Source organism: Aurantimonas manganoxydans SI85-9A1, assembly GCF_000153465.1.
GTDB lineage: Bacteria > Pseudomonadota > Alphaproteobacteria > Rhizobiales > Rhizobiaceae > Aurantimonas > Aurantimonas manganoxydans.
In genome coordinates this window covers 1,441,152-1,459,115 of sequence record NZ_CH672387.1, presented here as the reverse complement: position 1 = coordinate 1,459,115, position 17,964 = coordinate 1,441,152, and the positions used below count along the sequence as shown (strand labels likewise).

General features: G+C 68.4%; 16 protein-coding genes and 1 other RNA gene. 6 read left to right on the top strand and 11 right to left on the bottom strand.

Features of this window, described 5'->3' with window-relative positions:
- Positions 1–4 precede the first annotated feature (4 nt).
- The 7 genes from SI859A1_RS06845 to SI859A1_RS06815 all read right to left on the bottom strand — a co-directional run bounded on the left by SI859A1_RS06845 (position 5) and on the right by SI859A1_RS06815 (position 6,354).
- Positions 5–1,672: a Do family serine endopeptidase gene (locus SI859A1_RS06845; RefSeq protein WP_244400937.1), complete on the bottom strand. Its 1,668-nt coding sequence runs from the start codon at positions 1,670–1,672 to the stop codon at positions 5–7.
- A gap of 266 nt (positions 1,673–1,938) precedes the next feature.
- Positions 1,939–2,124, bottom strand: coding sequence for a DUF2065 domain-containing protein (locus SI859A1_RS06840; RefSeq protein ID WP_040325494.1), 186 nt, complete (start codon positions 2,122–2,124; stop codon positions 1,939–1,941).
- Positions 2,121–3,230 (bottom strand): protease modulator HflC, encoded by a 1,110-nt coding sequence (hflC, locus tag SI859A1_RS06835; RefSeq protein ID WP_009209095.1) that lies wholly within the window; start codon positions 3,228–3,230, stop codon positions 2,121–2,123. Before hflC ends, SI859A1_RS06840 begins: the two co-directional genes overlap by 4 nt.
- The gene (gene hflK, locus SI859A1_RS06830; protein WP_009209094.1) at positions 3,230–4,417 is read right to left on the bottom strand and encodes an FtsH protease activity modulator HflK; all 1,188 of its coding nucleotides are present in this window, start codon (positions 4,415–4,417) and stop codon (positions 3,230–3,232) included. Before hflK ends, hflC begins: the two co-directional genes overlap by 1 nt.
- A 188-nt stretch (positions 4,418–4,605) precedes the next feature.
- Positions 4,606–5,130, bottom strand: coding sequence for a dihydrofolate reductase (locus SI859A1_RS06825; protein WP_009209093.1), 525 nt, complete (start codon positions 5,128–5,130; stop codon positions 4,606–4,608).
- 46 nt (positions 5,131–5,176) lie between these two features.
- Positions 5,177–5,971: a thymidylate synthase gene (locus tag SI859A1_RS06820; protein WP_009209092.1), complete on the bottom strand. Its 795-nt coding sequence runs from the start codon at positions 5,969–5,971 to the stop codon at positions 5,177–5,179.
- Positions 5,972–6,051: 80 nt separating this feature from the next.
- Entirely contained in the window at positions 6,052–6,354 is a 303-nt protein-coding gene (locus SI859A1_RS06815) for a DUF2853 family protein (RefSeq protein WP_040325493.1), read from the bottom strand.
- Positions 6,355–6,430: 76 nt separating this feature from the next.
- Between SI859A1_RS06815 and ssrA the strand changes: the two genes are divergently transcribed.
- The 4 genes from ssrA (at position 6,431) to SI859A1_RS06800 (ending at position 7,905) form a co-directional block, all read left to right on the top strand.
- Positions 6,431–6,801, top strand: a transfer-messenger RNA (tmRNA) gene (gene ssrA, locus SI859A1_RS20805).
- Positions 6,802–6,864: 63 nt separating this feature from the next.
- Entirely contained in the window at positions 6,865–7,434 is a 570-nt protein-coding gene (locus tag SI859A1_RS06810; protein ID WP_009209090.1) for an SspB family protein, read from the top strand.
- A 28-nt stretch (positions 7,435–7,462) separates the two neighbouring features.
- The gene (locus SI859A1_RS06805; RefSeq protein ID WP_040325492.1) at positions 7,463–7,687 is read left to right on the top strand and encodes a DUF4169 family protein; all 225 of its coding nucleotides are present in this window, start codon (positions 7,463–7,465) and stop codon (positions 7,685–7,687) included.
- Positions 7,684–7,905, top strand: a complete 222-nt coding sequence (locus SI859A1_RS06800; protein WP_040325491.1) for a ribbon-helix-helix domain-containing protein — start codon at positions 7,684–7,686, stop codon at positions 7,903–7,905. Before SI859A1_RS06805 ends, SI859A1_RS06800 begins: the two co-directional genes overlap by 4 nt.
- Before the next feature lie 88 nt (positions 7,906–7,993).
- On the opposite strand, the gene SI859A1_RS06795 is transcribed toward SI859A1_RS06800, so the two are convergent.
- Both SI859A1_RS06795 and SI859A1_RS06790 read right to left on the bottom strand, forming a co-directional pair.
- Complete coding sequence (locus SI859A1_RS06795; protein ID WP_276324909.1) at positions 7,994–11,911, bottom strand: AsmA family protein; 3,918 nt, start codon at positions 11,909–11,911, stop codon at positions 7,994–7,996.
- A 195-nt stretch (positions 11,912–12,106) separates the two neighbouring features.
- On the bottom strand, positions 12,107–13,516 hold the full coding sequence (locus SI859A1_RS06790) for an FAD-binding oxidoreductase (protein WP_009209087.1): 1,410 nt from the start codon (positions 13,514–13,516) through the stop codon (positions 12,107–12,109).
- 157 nt (positions 13,517–13,673) lie between these two features.
- On the opposite strand from SI859A1_RS06790, the gene SI859A1_RS06785 reads away from it, so the two are divergent.
- Both SI859A1_RS06785 and SI859A1_RS20250 read left to right on the top strand, forming a co-directional pair.
- Complete coding sequence (locus SI859A1_RS06785; RefSeq protein WP_040325490.1) at positions 13,674–14,165, top strand: thioesterase family protein; 492 nt, start codon at positions 13,674–13,676, stop codon at positions 14,163–14,165.
- A gap of 157 nt (positions 14,166–14,322) precedes the next feature.
- Complete coding sequence (locus SI859A1_RS20250) at positions 14,323–15,450, top strand: GGDEF domain-containing protein (RefSeq protein ID WP_050767466.1); 1,128 nt, start codon at positions 14,323–14,325, stop codon at positions 15,448–15,450.
- A 164-nt stretch (positions 15,451–15,614) separates the two neighbouring features.
- Here the strand turns inward: SI859A1_RS20250 and SI859A1_RS06775 are convergent, their stop codons facing one another.
- Both SI859A1_RS06775 and SI859A1_RS06770 read right to left on the bottom strand, forming a co-directional pair.
- Positions 15,615–17,327, bottom strand: coding sequence for a PQQ-dependent sugar dehydrogenase (locus SI859A1_RS06775; RefSeq protein ID WP_009209084.1), 1,713 nt, complete (start codon positions 17,325–17,327; stop codon positions 15,615–15,617).
- On the bottom strand, positions 17,320–17,784 hold the full coding sequence (locus SI859A1_RS06770) for a DUF2231 domain-containing protein (RefSeq protein ID WP_009209083.1): 465 nt from the start codon (positions 17,782–17,784) through the stop codon (positions 17,320–17,322). Before SI859A1_RS06770 ends, SI859A1_RS06775 begins: the two co-directional genes overlap by 8 nt.
- Between the last annotated feature and the right edge of the window lie 180 nt (positions 17,785–17,964).

Below are 17,964 nucleotides of genomic sequence, written 5' to 3'. Positions count from 1 at the left end.
CGGGCTATTCGATCGGCACCACGACGAAGCGCAGATCGCCATTGCTGGCGGCCAGCAGCAGCAGCGCGTTGCGGCGGCCCTCGTCCTTGAGCTTGGCGATCTTGTCGGCCACCTCGCGCGCGGTCGCGACCTCTTCCTGCGCCACTTCACGGATCAGCGTGCCGGCCTCGATGCCCTTTTCGGCGGCGTTCGAGCTGGGCGCAACGGCGGTGATGACCACGCCCTTGGCGTCCTCGGCCAGCGCATATTGCTCGCGCAGCGTCGGGTCGATCTCGGTGAGCGTCATGCCCAGCGTTTCCACCGGTCCGGCATCCGTGTCGCCGGTCTCGGCCGCTTCCGGGTCGCTCGTCGGCGCTGCGTCGTCGGATTCGGCCATCAGCTTCTCGCCATCCTCAAGCCGGCCCAGCGTCACCTCGACACTGGTCCGCTCGGCGGGCTTGTCGGTGGCGGTTTTGCGCAGTACCTCGACCGCGACGGCCTTGCCGACCGGCGTTTCCGCGACGATGCGCGGCAGGTCGCGTGAACTCTCCACCGCCGCGCCGTCGAAGGAGACGATGACGTCGCCGACCTTCAGGAGACCGTTGTCGGACGGGCCGCCCTCGACGATGCCCATGACCACGGCGCCCCGCGCTTCGCCGATCCCGAGCCCTTCGGCGATGTCGTCGGTCACCGCCTGCAGGCGAATGCCCAGCCAGCCGCGCCGCGTCTCGCCGAATTCCCGGAGCTGGTCGATGACGTTGACGGCCAGGTTCGACGGTACCGAGAAGCCGATCCCGATCGAACCGCCGGATGGCGAGATGATCGCCGTGTTGATGCCGACGACGTCGCCATTCAGATCGAACAGCGGACCGCCGGAATTGCCGCGATTGATCGCTGCGTCGGTCTGGATGAAATTGTCGTAGGGGCCGGCATTGATGTTGCGGCCGCGGGCCGAGACGATGCCGATCGAGACCGAGCCGCCCAGGCCGAACGGGTTGCCGATGGCCATCACCCAGTCGCCGATCCGCAACGCTTCCGAATCGCCGAATTTCACCGACACCAGCGGCTCTTCCGGCTCCACCTTCAGCACCGCCAGGTCGGTCTTCGGATCGGTGCCGATCAGCTCCGCGTCGAGCTGGGTGCCGTCAGCGAAATTGACGGTGATCGTGTCGGCGTCGGCGATGACGTGGTTGTTGGTGACGACGACGCCCGAGGGGTCGACCACGAAGCCCGAGCCCAGCGACTGCACCCGCCGGTTGCCCAGACCGTCCCGGTCCTGCAGGAGGTCGTCGAAGAAATCCTGCAGCGGTGAGCCTTCCGGCGCCTCGAGCGGCGGAACGCCCCGGCCGGCGACATCGACCGACTGTGAGGTCGAGATGTTGACGACGGCGTCGAGCAGACCCTCGGCAAGATCGGCGACGGAGGCCGGTCCCCGCGCCGCGCCGGCACTCGGCGCCGCGATGGCGGGAGCGGGACGGGCTTCCTGCGTCGGGCCATTGTCCACCGGCGGGGCCGGCAGTGCCGGAACGGCTGTGTCCGGCGCGTCGGCCTGGGCTTCGCCGGTCTCCGGCGTCTGCGTCTCTGTTTGCGCGTACGCGGCCAGCGGATGCAGGAGTGCCATCGCGGCGACGGCCATCGCCGCCGACGCCTGGCCGGCGGAACGGCGCATCGTTCCGATCGTCCGAAGTGTCATGTCAAAATCCTCTCGCATCGGCTCGGGACGCGGCTGCCGCGCGACCGCATCGTCCCGTGCGGCACGGCGCACCGCAGATCAAACGCGGCGCCCGCGCTCGGGTGAGCGAGACGGGAGCGGAAAACCGCGTCCGAATCAAGAAGGTTTCTTGTCGCCGACGCAATGGTGATGAGGAGGGAGCCAGGACGAGGCTGCCAATCGCGGCGCTGCAGTAGGGCTGGCAGCTCTCGTGGGCGCAGGCGGGACGCCCGTCCTGTGGGCCGGGCCTAGTGGCGCACCAGCCAGACGATGCCGACACCGGCGACGGCGGCGGCCAGTCCGCCGATCCGCAACGAGCGGTCCGGCAGCATGGCCGCCGTGCGAGCCATGCGCCGGGCCCCGTCGGGAAACAGGCAGTAGACGACGCCCTCGATCACCAGAACGAGACCGAGGGCGGCAACGAAATCGCTCACTGGGCGATGGAACCGGTCTGCTCGGCGCCGCCGGCCAAGGCGCCCGCCGAAGCGGCCGGATCGGTGGCGGTCCCGGCGGTGTCCGCGGCCGGCTCATCCGCCGGCGCGGCGTCTGCCGGTGCCGCCGCGGTGCCGGCGGTGGCAGCGTTGTTGTCGTCCGATGCCGGCGCGGCATCGGAGGTCGGCGTCCCCGGCGTCGCGCTGGTTGCCGCAACACCGGCAAGCCCGCCTCCGCCATCGCCGCTGAAGTAGCGGAAGAACTCCGACTCCGGCGACAGGACCATCGTCGTCCCGGAGTTTTCCAGCGACTCCCGATAGGCCTGCATCGACCGATAGAAGTCGAAGAACTCCGGATTGCTCCCGTAAGCCTCGGCGAAGATGCCGCTTCGTGCGGCTTCGCCCTCGCCTCGCAGGATCTCCGACTCGCGGCGCGCCTCGGCCACCGTCTCCACCACGCCGCGATCGGCGGCGGCGCGGATCTCGCGGGCGGCGACCTGACCGCGGGCCCGCAGGCGCTCGGCCTCGGCCAGACGCTCTGCCTGCATGCGCTCGTAGGTCTGCTGCGAGACCTCCTGCGTCAGGTCCGTGCGCCGGATCCGCACGTCGGTCAGCTCGATGCCGAGCGAGGCCGCATCCGGGCGCAACTGGTCACGCACCTGCCGCATCATGTCGGCGCGTTCGGCCGACAGCGCTGCCTCGAAGCCGCGCAGACCGTAGACCCGGCGCAGCGCCGCATCGAGACGGGTGCGCAACCGCTGCTCGGCGGCCGGGATCGAACCCGAGACCGCCTGCAGGAAGCGGGCCGCGTCCGAGATGTTGTACACGAGGAAGGCATCGACCTCGTAGAACTTGCCGCCCGAGACCTGGACGCGGATGTCGTCCAGATCGAAGCGCAGCAGCCGGTCCGGCAGCTTGCGAACCTGATCGGCGCCGACGAAGGATGCCGGCCACTTGAAGTAGAGGCCCGGCTCGTCGACGACGCGCTGGATCTCGCCGAAGCGCAGGACGATCGCCTGCTCCTTCTCGTTGACGATGAAGATCGAGTTCCACACCACGAGGGCGACGACGGCGACCGCAATGGCGATCGCGTAGAAGCGGTTGCTCATCAGTTCGCTCCCTGCTGGACCGTCGCGTCACCGGTGGTCGTGTTGCGCTGGGCCTGCGGCTGGGCGCCGGCTGTTCCGGGACGCTGCAGCTCGTTGAGCGGCAGATAGGGAACGACCCCCTGCCCGCCTGCGGCACCCGGCTCGATAATCATCTTGGTCGATCCCTTCAGGACGCCCTCCATGGTCTCGAGGAAGAGACGCTTGCGGGTGATCTCCGGCGCCTTCTCGAACTCGGCGAGGATCGAGCTGAAGCGCTGCGCCTCACCCTCGGCTTCCTGGACGACACGGTTCTTGTAACCGGCGGCGTCTTCGCGGATCTGCGCTGCCTCGCCTCGGGCCTGACCGAGCTGCTGGTTGCGGTAGCGGTTCGCCTCCTCGATGAAGCGATCCTCATCCTGCTCGGCGCGCTGCACCTCGTCGAAGGCGTCGGCGACCTGGCTCGGCGGGGCTGCGTCCTCGATCGAGATGCCGTTGACCCGCAGGCCAGCCTGATACTCGTTCATCGTTTCCTGGGTGATCTGGCGAACCTCCTCGGCGATGCCGGCGCGGTCGTCGCGGAACACGTCCTGCACCGGACGGCGACCGACGACTTCGCGCATGGCGCTTTCGGACACCTGCTGCAGCATCGCGATCGGATCATCGACCTGGAACAGATAGTTCTGCGGATCGTCGACCTGGTAGAGGACGGCGAACTGGACATCGACGATGTTCTGGTCGCCGGACAGCATCAGGCCGGAATTGTCACCGCTCTGGCTGCTGCCGAGGGTGATCTGATTCTCGACGACCGGCACGGTCTCGACGGTCTCGAACGGCCAGAAGGCGACGTGCAGACCCGGGTCGGACAGTTCCTGGCGCGGCTTGCCGAACAGCAGTTCGACGCCGATCTCGTCCGGTTGGACGGTATAGACCGCCTTGAACAGCCACAGCACCGCAAGACCCGCGACGAACAGGATGCCCCACCCGGCGACCCCGGCCGGAGAGCCCGGACCGCTGCCGCCACCGCCACCACCGGGGATGGCGCGCCGCAGCCGGTCCTGACCGCGCCGCAGGATGTCTTCCAGATCCGGCGAACCGCCGTTCCCACCGGGGCGCGGAGACTGCGGACGCTGGCCCCAGGGGCCGCCGTTGCCGCCGCCGCTGCCGCCGCCTTTCCAGCCGCCATTGCCAGTCTGATTGCTCCAGGGCATCGCTGTCCTTCCAAATTTCAGGGATTTCTGCGGGCGTCGAGCCTCCCGCTTTTCACGCGCAGATCCGTATGACCCTTATAAGAACTGCCAAATCGGCTTTCAACGCGAGTGTGACCAATTTGCCCAGGGGTGTTCGCAAATGGTGAACAATGCGGCTATCCTGTCCCGCTCCAACGGGGCTCCGGTCGCTATCGATCGCGCCGGACATAGACGATGAAGCGGCTGTCGGCGCTGTCCTTCGGCCCGCGCTCGCAGGGCTCCTCCGATGCGACCGCCCAGATTGCCGGATCGATCGGCGGAAACACCGTGTCGCCGCTCACATCGACCGCAATCCGGGTCACGTACAGCCTGTCGAGGCGGTCGAGAAACAGGCGGTAGATCTCGGCGCCGCCGGCGACGACGATCTCGTCCGCCCCGCGGGCGGCGGCCGCGTCACGGGCGCGCTCCAGCGCCGCGTCCGGCGTGCCGGCCAGAATTGCGCCCTCATACGGCACGCGTTCCGCCCGGCTGAGGACGATGCTGTCGCGACCGTCGAGCACCCGGCCGATGGAGTCGAGCGTCTTGCGCCCCATGATCATCGGCTTGCCCATGGTCAGGCGTCGATAGCGCTTCAGGTCGCTCGGCATGCGCCACGGCATCGCGCCGGCATCGCCGATGACACCGTTCTCGGCCATGGCCACCACCGCGACGAGCGCCGGATCGTTCACCGCCATGCCGTCGCCCTCGTCTCTTGGCGCCGCGTCGCGCCGTCGCCGCGCATCAGACTGCCACCTTGGCCTTGATATGCGGGTGCGCTTCGTAGCCTTCCAGCGCGATGTCGTCGAAGCCGAAGGCGAAGAGATCGTCGATCGCCGGATTGAGGGTCAGCGTCGGCAGCGGCAGCGGCGTGCGGGTGAGCTGCAGCTGCGCTTGTTCAACGTGATTGCTGTAGAGATGCGCGTCCCCGAGCGTGTGGACGAAGTCGCCCGGCTTCAGGCCGGTCGCCTGTGCCACCATCGCCGTCAAGAGCGCATAGGAGGCGATGTTGAAGGGCACGCCGAGGAAGATGTCGGCCGAGCGCTGGTAGAGCTGGCAGGACAGGCGTCCGTCGGCGACGTAGAACTGGAACAGGCAGTGGCAGGGCGGAAGCGCCATCTCGTCGACCAGCGCCGGGTTCCACGCCGACACCACCAGCCGGCGCGATTGCGGCGTGCGGCGGATCGCCTCCACCACCTTCGCGATCTGGTCGATATGGCCGCCATCATAATCGGGCCAGGAGCGCCACTGCGCGCCATAGACCGGACCGAGATCGCCGTGCTCGTCAGCCCATTCGTCCCAGATCCGCACCCCATTGGCGTTCAGATAGGCGATGTTGGTGTCGCCCTTCAGGAACCAAAGGAGCTCGTGGACGACCGACTTCCAGTGCAGCTTCTTCGTCGTCAGCATCGGAAAGCCGTCGGCGAGGTCGAACCGCATCTGATGGCCGAAGACCGAGCGAGTGCCGGTCCCCGTGCGGTCGGGCCGATCGGAACCGGTCTCCATGACTCTCGTCAGAAGATCCAGATACTGGCGCATTTCACATACCCTTCCGGGGCCGCAGCCAGCCGGTCGTTCGTTTGTTGGATGAGCCGCGCGGAGCGCCCGCGCCGGCTGGACTAGAGGTCGGCGAGCTTTCCGAGCCGGTCGGCGGCGAGATAGTAGACCACCAGGCGGCTCTTCATGCGATCGCCCTTCATCTGTTCGAGGACGCCGTCGATGGCCTCGCGCGCCGCTTCGGCCGAGACCGAACAGGCCTTCTGCACCCAGGCGGCCGCGCGCTCCACCTCCTTGGGGTCGCCAGCCGACACGGCCGCCGTGTCACGCTTGCTGAGCACCAGCCGGAGGCGCTGCTCGAGCCGCTTGACGCGTTCCCCGTCGGCGTCCGGCTGATATTCCTTGACCTTGGCGAGATAGTCCATGCGGGGCTCCTCGATGGCATGGCGGAATGCCTGCCCGCAGACTTTGTCCGATTCCCTGCGGTTTCGGAAGCGTCATGGGCTTTTCATGGCGGAATCCCCTGCCTATATTGCGCGTGCCGGCTTCGTGCCGGCTATGGCGATAAACGGCCGATGAAATAAACCTTTCGGACCCGGGGGCGGTACCCGGCGCCTCCACCTGAACCCATCCCCTCGCGGCGATCCCGCGGCGATGGGTTCAGGCGGGGGCGAAATAGGATCGACGAGGGTGTAAAGATCGGACTTTTGCTCGGCATGGTTCCGCCGTTATCGGGCCTATTTGTAGTTGCAAACGACAACTATGCGGAAGCACGTCTCGCAGCGTAAGCTGCGCGATCGCTTCAATTTAAGCCCTGGAGGTTCGCACTTCTAGGCGGGGTCCGGAGGCACCTGGCAACAGAAGCCTCCACTTTTACGAGATGGTCCGGGCGGCGCCCGTCACCATCATCAGGCATGCAGGATCGGGACACCGCAATGGGCCAGGATCATATCCGTTACGATGTTCTCGCACAGGACGCCCTGCGTGGCGTCATTCGCAAGGTGATAGGCGAGGTCGTGAAGACCGGCCTTCCCGGCGACCATCATTTCTTCATCACATTCCTGACGACGGCTCCCGGCGTGCGGATTTCCTCGCGGCTGCGCGAGAAATATCCGGAGCTGATGACCATCGTCATCCAGCACCAGTACTGGGACCTTCAGGTCACCGACACCTCCTTCGAGGTCGGCCTGTCCTTCTCCGACATTCCCGAGCGCCTGCTGATCCCCTTTGCGGCGATCCGCGGCTTCTACGATCCAGCCGTGAACTTCGAGCTGGAATTCGACGTGCGCGGCATGGATGCGGCCAACGAGCAGTCCGAGGGCGCCGATGACGGCGACACGGACGAGATCGGCACGGCCTCCCCGCCGGCGCAGATCCTGACGCCGACGAAGCTGCACGCCAAGGAAAAGGTCGCGGCCGCCCCGGCCTCGGACGACGCATCCCAGTCCGAGGAAAAGAAGGACGCCGAAGTCGTGTCCCTCGACGCCTTTCGCAAGAAACCCTGAGATCCGCCGGCGTTGCCGGAACCCGCCCATGTCCGACATCGTCAATCTCCGCACCGCCCGCAAGCGCAAGGCGCGCGCGGCGGATGCGCGGGTGGCCGACGACAATCGTGTGCGCCACGGCACGCCGAAGGCCGTCCGGCAGGCGGCCGAGGCCGAACGGACCGACGCGGCCCGCAAGCTGGATGGGCTGAAACGCCAACCCCGGACTGACCCGGACGCCGGCATGGACGATCCCTCCGGCGACCCCGCATGATCGTCAAGCGCTCGGTCGCCATCAGCGGCCACGCCACCTCGATCAGCGTCGAGGACCGCTTCTGGGACGAGCTGCGGCGCATTGCCGGCCGCCGCGACCTGCCGATCGCCGCGATGATCGCCGACATCGATGCCGCCCGCGATCCGGCCACCAATCTGTCATCGGCCATCCGTCTCTTCGTGCTGGACGACGCCCTCGCCCACCGCGCAGGCGACTGAGCCACGCGCCGATCGACCCGACCTCCGGATTCGCGTGCTTCTGCACGCCCGGCGCCTGTGGCGGGAGCCGCTCGGGCTGCGATGCGACCTAGAATTCCAGGGGATTAGCAACGCCGGGTAGCGACGGGAACCGGCTGCTGTCTCCCGGCGGCGCTTCCGGGATCGGGCGGCTGAAATTGACGCCCGGCGGCAGTGTGGAGTCCGGTTCCGCGGGCGCCTCGGGTGCGGCCTGCGGTGCCGCTCGCTGCTCTCGGGCCTGCGCCGCAGCGCGGCCGCGCTGTTCCTCCGCGGCCTGCTGCTGTCGTTGCGCATCCTGGCGGCGCTGTTCTTCGGCCGCGGCCGCTTCGCGCCGACGCGCCTCGGCAGCTTCCGCCTCCGCCGCTGCCGCTTGCGCGGCTTCCGCTTCTGCGGCGGCCTTCGCCGCAGCCTCGGCGGCTCGGCGGGCCTGCTCGGCCTCTTCTTCGGCGGCGCGGCGCTCGGCCGCGATGCGGGCCGCTTCCGCCTCGCGCCAGCGATAGAACCGCGTCTCGCGCCGCAGCCGCAGCGTCTCCTGCAGATTTTCCTGCATCGCCTCGACCCGCGCCTGCTCGCGCTCCAGCGCCCGCACCGAGAGATAATTGGCCAGCGGCGTGACGTTGGCGGTCAGGCGCGGCGCGGCCAGCGAACCAGCGAAATCGTAGCTCACGCTGGGGTCCGCTCCCTCCACCCAGTCGTCGCCGGGCGCCGCCTCCAGCCGCAATTCCCCGTCCACGATCGCCTCGCCGAGATCGACGCTGCCATTTATGGTCAGCGTCGCGCCGTCGTCGCGCGCCGTCACCGGCGAGAATCGTGCCCGGCCCGCAGTCACGGCGAAATCCGATGCCGCTTCGGCGATCGCGAAACCGGCCCCGCCGCTGACCATCGCAAGGGCCGCCTGCGTATCGGTGTCTGGGCTGAACCCCTCCTGATCGGCGACGGCGAGCAGTGGCGACAGGAAAGCCTGGGGAATGCCCGGCAAGACCAGGTCGCGCGCCTCCACGCGACCCGCACCGGTGAGGCCCGATACCAGGGCGGCATAGGACTGGCCGGTGCCCTCCAGGCGGATCGTGGCATCCATCCGCGGATCGGCCTCGAAGGCCGCAAGCCCCGGCCAGACGCTGTCGAGCGCGAAACTTTCGGTGGCGGCATCGAGGGTAACGCGGCCGAGCCCGTCGGCATTGCGCAGGGCGAAGGTTCCCGTCAGCGTGCCACCCGGCAAGGTCAGGCTCGCATCCGAGAACGCCGCCTCCCCGGCCCCGCCCGACATCGTCGCCGAGAAATCCGTGAAGGTGTTGTCGCCGGCAAGGACATTGTCGGCCGTTATCCGCAGCGAGAACGGTAGCCGCGGCAACAGGTTGTCGCGGAAGGCCTCCGTTGGCCATCCTTCGCCGCCCAGCCCTTCGGTCACCGGCCGGCCGAAGACGAGATGCGCGATCCAGGGCAACGACAGGCGGTCGAGATCGACATGGCCCGTCACCTCCTCGTCGACGGCCTTGTCGAGACCGGCGGCGATGCGGGTGCCGGCGACCTCGCCGGAGACATCGTTGAGGCTCCAGTGGCCGCCGTCATAGACAAGGGCGCCACTGAGCTGCAGCGGCACCGCGTCCAGCGACTGGCCGAGATCGACCGCGCCGGTCAACAGCCACGGCGCCGCGTCCTCGCTGCGCAGATAGGCCGAGATTTCCGCCCCGGAGATGCCCTCCGGCGTGACTTCCAGCAGGCCGTCGAGGCTGACCTCGCTGCCCGGCGCGCGCAGCGTCGCGGTGGTTACGACCGGGCCGGTTTCGGCCGCCGACAGCGACAGCTCCGCCTCCAGCGGCGCCGGCGCACCGATGTCGATGGCCGGAATGCCGAGCTGCGACAGGAGCACCGTCGGGGCGTCGTTCTCGAGCCGCAGGTCGAGGCCGAACCGGCCGCTTTCCGTGCGCGCATAGAGGCCGTTCTCGATGGACGAGGACAGATCGATCTTGCTGCCGGCGGCGGTGCCGTCGAGGCGCACGAACAGCGTCGGCTTCTTGCCGGCCTCGCCCTCCAGCGTCTCGACCTCGCCCGACAGGGCCAACGGCGCCAGATGCGCGGCCTGGCTGTCCAGCGTCTTCAGCAGCGGCACCTCGGGGAAGCGTTTCAGAAGAAAATCGAAGAGCCGCTTCGGCGCATCCGACTGCAGCGACACCGCCAGACGGCCCTGCGCATCGCCGGCAAGGTCCGACAATTCGCCCGAGGCGTTGATCGTTGCGCCCGACAACCCTTCGACCGCGAAGGTGGTGATGGCCAGCGTATCGCCGTCGAAGCTCACATCGGCATCGATCCGGTCGGCCGACGCGTCGCGCAGATTCACCGGACCGGCGGTCAGCGCCACGTCGAAGCGGTCGGCATTGGCCAGCGAATCGGCATTGCCGGTGAACAGCTGCGACAACGCCATGACGGCGTCGAGGTCGACCGCCTTGCCGTCGAGGTCGGCCGTGATGCGGGTATGGTCGGCCGCGCGGGCGCGCTCCAGCGAGCCGGTGATCCGGTCACCGCCGACATCGATTTCCATCTCGGTAAAGGCCTGCCGCTCGGCACTCAGCTCGGCCTTGGCGGACAGCCCGGCCCGGCCCAGCCGGCGGATGGCCGGGTCGATCTCGCCGGTCAGCCAGTCGGCAAAGCCCGAGGGCTGGTTGGAGGCCAGAAGCAGATCGCCGGTGAAGCCGAAGCTCTCGTCCAGATCGACGAGGCCGGTGGCTTCCAGCCGGGTCCGCCCGGGAAGCTGCGCGATCAGCCGAGACAGCGACCAGCCGGTCTCGGTCGGGCTCGCCGCCAAGGTCGCATCGCGGATCATCGTGTCGCCGGCCATGATGACCGGCAGCGAGATTTCCACCGTGCCGGGGATCGTCGGCCGCGGGATTTCGGCAAGAACCGCCCGCATCGCCTCGACCCGCTCCGCAAGCCCGAGGACCTGCGAGGCGTCGCCATTCTCCTCGGCGGCGATCCGGTCCACGTCGATCTGCTCGCCTTCGAGAGTCAGATGGAATTTCGGGATGCCGGCAAAATCGAACCGGCCTTCACCGGTCAGGAGATAGGGGCGCGTCGCCTCGCCGGCCTGAACGCGAATGTCGCTGACCTCCGCCGCCGTCGGCGACAGGACGATCGCACCGACTGCCTTCACCGGCATCACGGCGGGCCGCTCGGACGCGGCTTCGCCGGCCGCCTCGGGCGCCGCCGCTGCAAATGGATCGGGCGCCGCCAGTTCTTCCGCCGTGACTGAAGCCGGCGGCAGCGGCCGGGTCACCGCGATGGACCCGGCGAAGCCCGGGCGGCCGTCCTTCAGGCTGGCGCTGCCGTCCAGCGTCAGCGAGGTCGCCAGCGTCTCGTTCGCCGTCTCGATGCGCACCGGCAGGTCGCCGCCCTCCTGCAGCGTGCCGATGCCGACCGAAAAGGCGATGACCTCGCCGCCGACCACGATGCTGCCGCGCCCGTCCACCGGACCGGCCAGCGACCCTGCCGAGAGGGTGGCGTTGAGATCTTCCAGCCGGTGGGTGCGGCCGGTCAGCCCGTTCTCGACCGTCACCGTGCCGTTCTCGACGGCGACATTCTCCAGCACCACCGTCGCGCCGCGCGGAATCGCCGGCCGCTCGACGACCCAGTCGATCGTCCCGTCCGCCAGCACCGGCACCCGGATGTCCGGCGTGTCGACGGTCATCGAGTAGATGCGGATCTCGCCGGACAGATACGGCGCCAGTTCGGCGTCCATGCGGAAGCGCGCGATGGTCAGGAGTGCTTCGCCGTCGTCGCCGAGCACTGTCACATCGCCGAAGGTCACCGACGGGAACGGCAACAGACGTGCCTCGGCCTCGCCCTCGACCACCACCTTGCGGCCGAGAATCTGCGAGGCCTGACGCTCGAAATCCGTGCGATAGGCAGTCCAGTCGATGAAATACGGTGCGAACAACGCGCCGAGCAGCGCGAGAACGAGAAGTCCGCCGAGGAAGACGAAGGCTCTGACCAGTACGGGCTCCTTTTCCTGCTGTTTTCCTGAAGATGCCCGGTCGACAGGCCCGACAATGGCCGCAGCCGCTTGTCCGACGCTGATCCTAGAGGACGCGGGGGCAGCGCGAAACCGGCGAGGCGCCCGGCGACCGGTCGTCGAACCGATCCGCGCGGCGCAGCGCCCCTCGCCCGCCCCGGGGCTATCCGTCTGAGATTACGGGAGGATCTTTCCGGGGTTCAAGATGTCGAGCGGGTCGAGCGCGCTCTTGATGGTCTTCATCACGTCGACCGCGCCGCCCAGTTCCTTGCGCAGATAGGACCGCTTGCCCTGACCGATGCCATGCTCGCCGGTGCAGGTACCGTCCATGGCGACCGCCCGCTCGGCGAGTCGCGCCATGAAGGCCTCGGCGGCATCGATTTCGGCCTGCGATTCCATGTCGAGCAGCAGCGTGACGTGGAAATTGCCGTCGCCAACATGGCCGACGATGGGCGCGACGAGACCGGCCGCGTCGATATCGGCCTGGGTCTCGGCGATGCAGTCGGCCAGCCGCGACACCGGCACGCAGACATCGGTGGCGATGCCCTTGGCGCCGGGCCGCAGCGCCAGCGCCGCCCAGTAGAACTGGTGGCGCGCCTTCCACAGCTGCGCCCGGTCCTCGGTGCGCGCCGCGCTCTTCAGCGGCCCGCCGCCATGCTCGCCGGCGATGGCCTCGAACATCTCGGCCTGTTCGGCCACCGAGCCCTGCGAGCCGTGGAATTCCACGAAGAGCGACGGCTGGGGCTGCAGATCGAGCTGCGAATAGGCGATCGCCGCCTGCATCGACTGGGCGTCGAGCAGCTCGATCCGGGCGACGGGAATGCCGATCTGGATGGTCTGGATCACCGCGTCGCAGGCGCTGCGCACGTCCGGGAAGGGGCAGACGCCCGACAGGATCGTCTCCGGAATGCCGTAGAGCTTGAGATTGAGCTGGGTGATGATGCCGAGCGTGCCCTCCGAGCCGACCAGCAGCCGGGTCAGGTCGTAGCCGGCGGAGGTCTTGCGGGCGCGGCGCGCGGTGCGGATCAGGCTGCCGTCGGCCATCACCGCGGTCAGGCCGATGACGTTGTCGCGCATCGTGCCGTAGCGCACCGCATTGGTGCCGGAGGCGCGCGTCGCCGCCATGCCGCCGAGGCTGGCATTGGCGCCGGGATCGATGGGAAAGAACAGGCCGGTGTCGCGCAGATGCGCGTTCAGCGCCTCGCGGGTGACGCCCGGCTGGACGACGCAGTCGAGATCTTCGGGATGCACCGCCAGCACCTGATCCATCCGCGACAGATCGAGCGAGATGCCGCCCTGGGGCGCGTTGACGTGGCCTTCCAGCGACGAGCCGGTTCCGAAGGCGACGATCGGCGTGCGGTATTCGGCGCAGATGCGCACGATTTCCTGCACCTCCTCCTCGCTCTCGGCGAAGGCGACCGCGTCGGGCATCTGGTTCGGAATGTAGGTGGTCGAATGGGCATGCGCCCGGCGCACATCCTCGCCGGTCACCAGCCGCTCGCCGAAGCGCTGCTTCAGCACCGCGACCGCCCCGGCGATTCCCTCGCGCCTTGCCGGCCGCTCGGCCAGAATATCCGCCAGCGCCATGTCGTTCTCCCTCTCCGTCCCTGCGCCGCCCCCCGGCAGCGCATGCGCGGCCTCGGCCGCATCCCGTTTCGCCGCGTACCGCGGCGCCGTCAGCCGGTTTGACTTCCCGCGCCCCGCACGCTTTGCCTGACCCAGTGCCATCTTGCCAGGAGCCACCATGACGTCGCCGACCGCGTTGCCCTATCGTTCAGGATTGATGGCCGTCCGCCCGGAATGGATCGACTATAACGGGCATCTGAACCTTGCCTATTACCATGTCCTTTTCGACAAGGGGATCGACGGCCTGTTCGACTCGATCGGCCTCGGCGAGACCTATCGTGCCGAGCGCGGTTACACCACCTACACGGCGGAAGCCCATGTCTGCTACCTGCGCGAAGTGCCGCCGCAGGCGGAGGTCTACGTGACCTCGCAGATCGTCGGGCTCGACGAGAAGCGGCTGCACATCTTTCAGGAACTGCACCACTCCGACGACTGGGCCGCCGCGACGCTGGAAAGCCTGAGCCTGTCGATCGACCAGCGCGGCGACGCGCCGAAGGTGGCGCCCTTCCCGTCCGGGACCTTCGCCCGCGTCTCGGCCGCTGCCGCCGCCCACGCCGAATTGGCCCGGCCCGAGCGCCTCGGCCGGTCGATCGGGATGCCGCGCCGCTGACGCGGAAGCCTTCCGCGCAGCACTCCTGAGAACACCGACAACACCCCGCCCCACCCGGCACAATCCGCAGATCGTTAACCCGTGATGCTTATGATTGCCGCCGGGGACAAGGCGGAGGGGCTGCGCCACGATGGACGTGACGGTAACGTTGAGCGCAGTGAATATCGTCGTTTTCGGCGGTCTTTCGGTGTTGTGCGCGGCGATCTATGCCGGGATGCGGACCGAGCCGGCGCTGGCCTGGCTGGCCGCCGCGCTGCTGATCGGCAGCGTCGAAGTCCTGGTCCTCAGCCAGTTGCAGAGTTCCAGCGCCGAACTCGTTGCTATCACCCTGCTTCTGCCGGCCGCCTATCTGTGCGTCGGCCAGTCGATCCGGCTCACCACGCGCAGCACGCAGCGGCATGGCGCGCTGATCGGCACGGTCGCCGGCCTCGCGGCCGCATCCCTGCTGCTGCTGGCACTGGACGTGCCCTTCATCTACCAGACCCTGCCGCTGCAGACCGCCTGCGCGCTGGCCATCCTCGACAGCGTCTGGCGCCTTGCCGAAGCTGAAGAGCGGAGCTGGCTCGATACGGCGCTGGCCGTCGCGCTCTGTCTCGTGTCGGGCATCTTCCTCGTTCGCCTGCCGCTGTTTCCCATGCTCTTCGATGGCACGGCCAGCTACCACGCTGTGAAGACCTCCGGCCTGGAGACCACCCTCCTGACACTCTCGGGTCTGGTCACGCCGCTCGTGGTCTTCCTGCTGCTCGCCCGCATCATCAGCGGCGTCATCACCGATTACCGACGCAGGTCGGAGCGCGACGCCATGACCGGGCTCCTCAATCGCCGCGGCTTCGACCAGTCGCTGACCCGCACGCTGAAGCGTGGCGGCGCCGTGATCCTGTGCGACATCGACCATTTCAAGCAGGTCAACGACAGCTACGGCCATGCGGTGGGCGACACGATCATCCGGGCCTTCGGCGATCTGATCGGGCGCAGCGGCTACCGGGCCGGACGCATCGGCGGCGAGGAATTCGCGCTGATCCTGCCGGACTGCAGCGCCCGGCAGGCGGCCCGGGTGGCCGAGACCCTGCGGCTGACTTTCTACCACACCGAGCACGAGGCGCTGGCCGCCGGCCACCGGATCAGCGCCAGCTTCGGCATTGCCGGATTCGCCCCCGCCGACACAATGGACGCCGTGCTGCTCGCGGCGGATCGCGCCCTCTACCGGGCCAAGGACAATGGCCGCAACCGCGTTGTCATCTCCGCCCCGTCCGAGACCGCAGCCGAACTTCGCCACGCGGCCTGATCGCAGCCGGCGGCCGCCTCTCGGGTGCGTCCATCGGATTCAGAGCGCCGCATAACCGTCGGGTCCGACTCTCACTTTCCGAACGCCCCGTGCACATGAAAACGGCGCCCGGTGAGACCGGACGCCGTCGTCTTGATATCGAGGCCGCTGCGAAGTGCGGAACGCTACTGCTGCGGTTCCGGCGCCTGCTCGACCGAACCGCTCGGCTGGACGGCCGGCGCGATCTCGGTCTGTGCTGGCTGCCGCGCCGTGTCGGCCTCGGTCTCCGCAGGTGCGTCACCTGCCGGCTCGTCCGTGGCGGCAGGCGCTGCATCGTCGGCCGGGGCCGGTGCGGCCTCGGCGTCCGGCGTTGCCGGCACCGTTCCGGCGTCCGCCGGTGCTGCCGGCGTGGCGGTATCCCCACCGGGAGCCGCGGGCGTCTCGGCGGGCGCCGCTGCGTCCGCGCCGGCCTCAGGCGCAGCCGCGCCGTCACCCTCTGCGCGCGCAGCGGCACTGCCGGTGATCTGATCGGTTCCGACCGGCTGGTCGGAGACGGTGCCGTCGGCCGCCGCGACGCGCCAGACCGTGTTGCCGGCATCGTCGGCCACGAGCAGCGCGCCCGTGCCGTCGATACCGACACCGACCGGACGTCCCCGGGCCTGTTCACCATCGAGGAAGCCCGTCACCACGTCCTGAGCCATGCCGTCCGGCTTGCCGTCGGTGAACGGGACATAGACCACCTTGTAGCCGTTGAACTTGCTACGGTTCCAGCTGCCGTGTTCGCCGATGAAGGCGCCATTGGCATAGGCTTGCGGCAGGGCCGAGTTCTTGGTGAAGGTCAGGCCGAGCGCCGCGACGTGGCTGGACAGCGCATAGTCGGGGGCGATGGCCTTCTCGACCATGTCCGGGCGCTGGGGATAGATACGCTCGTCCACGTGGTCGCCGTAATAGCTGTAGGGCCAGCCGTAGAAGGCGTCCTCCTTCACCGAGGTCATGTAGTCGGGCACGAGGTTGGGCCCGAGCTCGTCGCGCTCGTTGATGACCGCCCAGAGCTCGCCCGTATCCGGCTGGAACGCCAGGCCGTTGGGGTTGCGCAGGCCGGAGGCGAAGACCTTGCTCGCCCCGGTCTCGCGGTCGATCTGCCAGATCGCGGCGCGGCCCTTCTCGGCTTCCATGCCGCGCTCGGCTGCGTTGGAGTTCGAGCCGACCGACGCATAGAGCATCGTGCCGTCGGGGCTCAGCGCCAGGTCCTTGGTCCAGTGATGGTTGATCGGCCCGCCCGGCAGCGGCGTCAGCACCGTCGGCTCCGCCGTCAGCTCGGTCTGACCCAGCTCATAGGGATAGCTGAGCACCGCATCGGCGGCGGCGACATACAGCGTGGCGTCGGCCCAGGCGACGCCGAAGGGCGAATGCAGCCCGGTCAGGAGATCCGTGCGCTCGTCCACCGTGCCGTCGCGATCGGTATCGCGCAGCAGGGTGATGAGGTTGCTCTCCTTCTGCGGGCCGGTGCTGCCATGGGACAGCGACATGATCCAGCCGCGGATCACGTCCTTCGGCCGCTCCACCGGCTTGCCCGACGGGCCGCGCGACTGCACCACCAGCACATCGCCATTCGGCAGCGTGTGGACCGTGCGCGGATTGGCGAGATCGGTCGCGTAGGGAGTGATCGTCAGGCCTTCGGGAACGGTCGGGGTCTGCCCCTCCTCCCAGCCGACGACCTCGGCCACCTTCAGATCGGGCAGCAGCGCGGTGCTCGGCTCCGGCAGGACCGGATCGGGGCCAATCTGGGACGACACGTCGAAATCGCCGCCCTCGTCGCTGCAGCCTGCGATCGCCAGCAGCACCATGGCACTGCCGCCGAGAATGGCGGTCCGGATGGATGGCTTGCGATTAATCATGGTTACGCACTCCGACACCGTACTGAAAGACCATCGAACGGCCGAGCCAGGCCGTGACGAAGATGAGGATCACGTTCACGGCCGACAGGGCGAGACCGTAGGGAACGATCGCCGTCCAGCCGTCACCGGCATGGACGAGGCTGTTGAGGAAGCCGAGCGCCAGCACGAAGACCGTCCCGATCGCATAGGCCCAGGCGGGCGGCTGGGCCCGCAGGCGCGGCTGGGCGATGAAGTCAACGAGGCCGGCCAGCAGCGCGAAACCACCGAAGATCAGGCCGGCGAACAGCAGCCAGGACGAGAAATTGTGCCACATCAGGTGACCGGTCTGCCAATAGGCGATGTCGGTCAGAAGGGTCAGGGTGAAACAGACGAACGGAAACGGGATCAGCATCGCGTGGATCGGCTGTCCGCCGACCGTCGCGGTCACTGGAGGGTGCGGGAAATCCATGGAGAGCATCTCGATCTGTCAGGTGGTAAACCACTGACAATACGAGTGGGCTCGTGCTTGGTTCCAAGACCTTTGCGCGAAGCCGCGTGGCGCAGGATTCCGGGCAGAACGCCGGACACCGAGAGCCTGCGCGGCAAGGCTTCCCCGCCCAGGCAACGAGTCGGCATCGGGACGCGCCTGACCGCCGGC